Raw genomic sequence first — 4,157 nt, 5'->3', positions numbered from 1 at the left:
GGGCCAAGACGGTGCGCGACCAGTCTGGGCGCAGCCACTGCGAAATCCGGTCCGGCAGAGACGGATTCAGTGATCTCGGGGAATCTCCCACCCGCCGACAATAGGCGTGGCAGCACACTACGTGCGGCCGCTGAACGGCCGCCTGTGGATAACCGGCTAGCTGGAGGTGGTCGCGGCCGACTTCGACGAGGACGACGAGTCAGACTTCTCGCTCGAGGAGCTCGAGGAGCTGCTCGACTTCTCCGACGAGCTGGACGTGTCGCTGGAACCGGAGCCCTCGGAGCTCGACGACGAACTCGACTTGGCCGAGCCGTTACTCGAGCTCTTGGTCGATTCGCGGCTGTCGTTGCGGTAGAAGCCGCTGCCCTTGAACACCACCCCGACGGAGCCGAACAGTTTGCGCAGCCGACCCGAGCAGTTCTCGCACGTGGTCAGCGCATCATCACTGAATGCCTGGACCGCATCGAACCGATTGTCGCAATCGGTGCAGGCATAGCTGTAAGTCGGCACACAAACCTCCGTGATGGTCTAAACACTTAGCACTCTACCGTCTCAAGTGCTAGAACCGCCATCTGGCACGTGTCATTCCCGCTTGGCGCGGCCGCATCTCAAAGATATGCGTAGTGCGCTACTGAAGCGATTTCCCCGGCCGCGCCAGACACTTTCTTTAGCCCTTCGACACGGTCGGGCACTCAACAATCGGGAGCAGATATGTTGATCGCAATCGTCAACCAGTCGACGTTGGTGTCAGACCAAGACGTCGCCACCATGACCCAGGCCATCGCAGCCCAGGTCCGATTAGATGTTGCCCCGCTGTGGGACAGGGCTCCCGCGGCGGTGATTTTCTACACCGACCCCAAAAACGTGCCCGTCACGGCGCACGGCATCGCTGTGGTCGACACGATCAAAGATCAACCCACAGGCGTGCTCGGCTACCACACCGAGGACCCGGGCGGGAAGTTGTGGGGTGTGGTCGCAGCCAAGCCGGAACTCGACAATGGCGGCAAGGCGACGACGGGGGATTGGAGTGTCTCCAGCGTGCTGTCTCACGAAGTGCTCGAGATGTATATCGATCCCAACTGCAACCTGTGGGCGAACGACGGTCATGGTAAGGCCTACAGCTTCGAGGTCTGCGACCCAGTCGAGGCACCGACCTATGTCGTCAACGGCGTGTCAGTTTCCAACTTCGTGACGCCTGCGTGGTTCGATCCGCTGTCTGATCACGCGACCGCGCAGTACGACAAGCTGAGCAAGCTCAAAGCTCCATTCAGCATTCTCAAGGGCGGCTATGTCGTCTACGAGGCCGCCGGGGCCGAGCATCAGCAGTACGGCGACAAGTTCCCGGCCTGGCGCAAGCAGATGAAGTCCGGAAAGCTGGCCCGCACCCAACACCGACTCGAGCAAACTAAGGCGCTCTTTGCAAAAGCAACCGCTTAGGTTCTGCGGTGCCGCAATAACTGAAAAGTGGATGTCGCGCTATTCACCCCCGCTTCGACGCTTAATGTCATCGCAGGTCAAGAAAGTGCGATATGACACGACGCGTGAGAACCTACAGCCGGTACCGGGATGGCTTGGCGCTTGCGATTGTGATCGCTGTTGCGGTGGGTGTCGGCTGGCTCTACCTGCGCGATGAGGCAGGGCAATCCGAGCCCGGACCGTCGCCGACGGCGACGCCGAGCTATGACACGGCACGCCATCAGATGGAGGCGCTGCCCGTCCACGGCTGGGACCGGGTCAGCGACTTCCAGCGGTTCCGATTCGGTGAGCCGTGGAGCGACGACGTCAACGTCGAGTTCGGCCACAACGGCTGCAACACCCGCGACGACATCTTGCGCCGCGACCTGGCCGATCTGCAGGTGCGGCCCGGCACCTGCTTCGCGCAGAGCGGTGTGCTGCACGACCCGTACACCGGGGCGACCATCGCCTTCGTCCGCGGACCCGACACGTCCTCGACCGTGCAGATCGACCATGTGGTGGCGCTCGCCGACGCCTGGTACAAAGGCGCACGCTTGTGGGACGACCAGCGCCGCCGTGATTTCGCCAACGACCCGCGCAATTTGTTGGCCGTGGCCGGTCAGGTCAACTTTGACAAGGCTTTTCGTGACGCCGCGTCGTGGTTGCCGCCGAATACCGGGTTCCGGTGTGCCTTCGTCGCCCGCCAGGTCGAGGTGAAGACCGACTATCAGCTGTGGGTGTCGGGCAAAGAGAAAGACGCGATGCGCGACGTGTTGCGGGACTGCTAACCGGTCAGCTCGATCAGGCCTTGCCCGGGGGTCAGGGCATGCGTCATCGGCACGTCGTGCGGCTCGTGTGGCACCTCGTCGAGCAGCTCGTCGTCGCGGACCACGGCGATCAAGCGCGCGTCGGGATTCCGGAGCACGAGCGTGCGGTCGTAGAAACCGCGGCCCCGGCCCAGCCGGGCCCCGGTGCGGTCGACGGCCAGCGCCGGAACAAACAGGACGCTCGCATCGGCCACGGCCGTCGCCGGCAGCCACGGCCCCGCCGGTTCGAGCAGGCCGAATCGCGCCGTCACCAGCTGCCCCGGCCGGTATTCACCCCACAGCAGTGCCATTGCGGAGCCGTCGCCGGAGGTGCGCGTGACGGGAAGCAGCACCCGGTCCGCTTGCCGCAGCAGCACATCTAGCATCTCGATGGATCCCGGCTCGGCCCCGACCGGGACGTAGGCGCACACCGTGCGGCCGCCGTTGATCGTCAGGGCACCGACATGGGCAGCCAACGATCGGGCCTCCTGCGTGTGGGCGTCGTCGGAAACCGAACGACGGCCTGCTAGCAGTCGTTCTCGCAATGCGGCCTTGCCCACGGTCGGCACAAGGTCAACGATATGGTTTCAACGATGTCTCGCTTACAGGATTCGGTTCCCCGCACGGCGATCGTGCCCGCGGCCGGTTTGGGCACCCGTTTTCTCCCCGCGACCAAGACCGTGCCCAAGGAACTGCTGCCTGTGGTCGACACACCCGGCATCGAGCTGGTGGCGGCCGAAGCCGCCGAGGCCGGCGCCGAACGGCTGGTCATCGTCACCTCCGAAGGCAAGGACAGCGTTGTCGCGCACTTCGTCGAGGACCTGGTGCTCGAAGGCACGCTCGAGGCGCGGGGCAAGGAGGCCATGCTGGCCAAGGTCCGTCGCGCGCCGGCGCTGATCAAAGTCGAGTCTGTGGTGCAGGCCGAGCCGCTCGGCCTCGGACACGCGATCAGCTGCGTGGAGCCGGTGCTGGGGGCCGACGATGATGCGGTCGCGGTGTTGCTGCCCGACGACCTGGTGCTGCCGACCGGCGTGCTGGAGACGATGTCGAAGGTGCGCGCGGAGTTCGGCGGCACAGTGTTGTGCGCGATCGAGGTGACGCCCGAAGAGATAAGCGCCTACGGCGTTTTCGACGTCGAGCCGGTGCCCGGAGCCCACACGGACGTGCTGAAGGTCAACGGCATGGTGGAAAAGCCGAACCAGGCGGATGCGCCGTCGCTGTACGCGGCGGCCGGCCGTTACGTCCTCGACCGCGCCATCTTCGGCGCGCTGCAACGCATTCAGCGGGGCGTCGGCGGCGAAATGCAGCTCACCGACGCGATCGCGTTGCTGATCAAAGAAGGGCACCCGGTGCACGTCGTCGTTCACCGCGGCTCCCGACACGACTTGGGAAATCCCGGCGGCTACCTGAAGGCTGCGGTTGACTTTGCCTTGGACCGTGACGACTACGGACCAGAACTGCGCCGGTGGCTGGTGACTCGCTTGGGCCTGGCCGAACGCTAGCGGTTGGTCGTCACTTTCCGGCCCGGCCAGTGTCGGCCTGGGGTTGATGCGGGTGACGGCAGAAAGGCGCGCTGTGCGTTCGGTGGAGGAGCAACAAGCCCGGGTGACGGCCGCCGCAGTGGCGCCGCGACCGGTGCGAGTCGCGATCGCCGAAGCGCAAGGCCTGTTGTGTGCCGAAGAAGTGGTCACCGAGCACCCGCTGCCCGGATTCGACCAAGCCGCTATCGACGGCTACGCGGTTCGCAGTGTCGACGTGCTCGGGGTCGGGCAGGGCGATCCGTCCGAAGATCGGGGCGAAGATCAGGCCGACGACGAGCTGCGGTCGTTGAGCGCGGTCGAGGGATCCTCGCCGAACGGCGGGGTGACCTTGCCGGTGATGGGCACCGTCCAGGCC

The 4,157-nt window shown here is 65.1% G+C and carries 5 protein-coding genes and 2 pseudogenes; 4 read left to right on the top strand and 3 right to left on the bottom strand.

The window, feature by feature from the left end:
• Window positions 1–91: pseudogene (locus WAN02_RS16935) on the bottom strand (flagellar biosynthesis protein FlgA); the annotation flags it as partial.
• Window positions 92–156: 65 nt separating this feature from the next.
• On the bottom strand, window positions 157–510 hold the full coding sequence (locus tag WAN02_RS16930) for an FmdB family zinc ribbon protein (RefSeq protein ID WP_422265376.1): 354 nt from the start codon (window positions 508–510) through the stop codon (window positions 157–159).
• Window positions 511–711: 201 nt separating this feature from the next.
• Between WAN02_RS16930 and WAN02_RS16925 the strand changes: the two genes are divergently transcribed.
• Together WAN02_RS16925 and WAN02_RS16920 are read left to right on the top strand one after the other, a co-directional pair.
• Window positions 712–1,437 carry a hypothetical protein gene (locus WAN02_RS16925; protein WP_422265375.1) on the top strand — a complete coding sequence of 242 codons (726 nt, stop codon included), beginning with the start codon at window positions 712–714 and terminating at the stop codon, window positions 1,435–1,437.
• 104 nt (window positions 1,438–1,541) lie between these two features.
• Window positions 1,542–2,243: an HNH endonuclease family protein gene (locus WAN02_RS16920; protein WP_422265374.1), complete on the top strand. Its 702-nt coding sequence runs from the start codon at window positions 1,542–1,544 to the stop codon at window positions 2,241–2,243.
• On the opposite strand, the gene WAN02_RS16915 is transcribed toward WAN02_RS16920, so the two are convergent.
• The gene (locus WAN02_RS16915; RefSeq protein WP_422265373.1) at window positions 2,240–2,830 is read right to left on the bottom strand and encodes a 5-formyltetrahydrofolate cyclo-ligase; all 591 of its coding nucleotides are present in this window, start codon (window positions 2,828–2,830) and stop codon (window positions 2,240–2,242) included. The two genes, WAN02_RS16920 and WAN02_RS16915, sit on opposite strands and share 4 nt — an antisense overlap.
• Window positions 2,831–2,854: 24 nt before the next feature.
• On the opposite strand from WAN02_RS16915, the gene WAN02_RS16910 reads away from it, so the two are divergent.
• Both WAN02_RS16910 and WAN02_RS16905 read left to right on the top strand, forming a co-directional pair.
• A complete protein-coding gene (locus WAN02_RS16910) occupies window positions 2,855–3,763 on the top strand; it encodes a UTP--glucose-1-phosphate uridylyltransferase (RefSeq protein ID WP_422265372.1) in 909 nt (302 codons plus the stop codon).
• Between the two features lie 73 nt (window positions 3,764–3,836).
• A pseudogene (locus WAN02_RS16905) lies at window positions 3,837–4,157 on the top strand (molybdopterin molybdenumtransferase); the annotation flags it as partial.

The organism is Mycobacterium sp., from assembly GCF_049281135.1.
GTDB lineage: Bacteria > Actinomycetota > Actinomycetes > Mycobacteriales > Mycobacteriaceae > Mycobacterium.
This window is presented reverse-complemented; position numbering and strand designations above follow the sequence as displayed.

Bases quoted from the DNA above. Each gene is read 5' to 3' on its own strand.
- WAN02_RS16925 (WP_422265375.1), top strand. From the start codon at position 712: ATGTTGATCGCAATCGTCAACCAGTCGACGTTGGTGTCAGACCAAGAC.
- WAN02_RS16910 (WP_422265372.1), top strand. From the start codon at position 2,855: ATGTCTCGCTTACAGGATTCGGTTCCCCGCACGGCGATCGTGCCCGCG.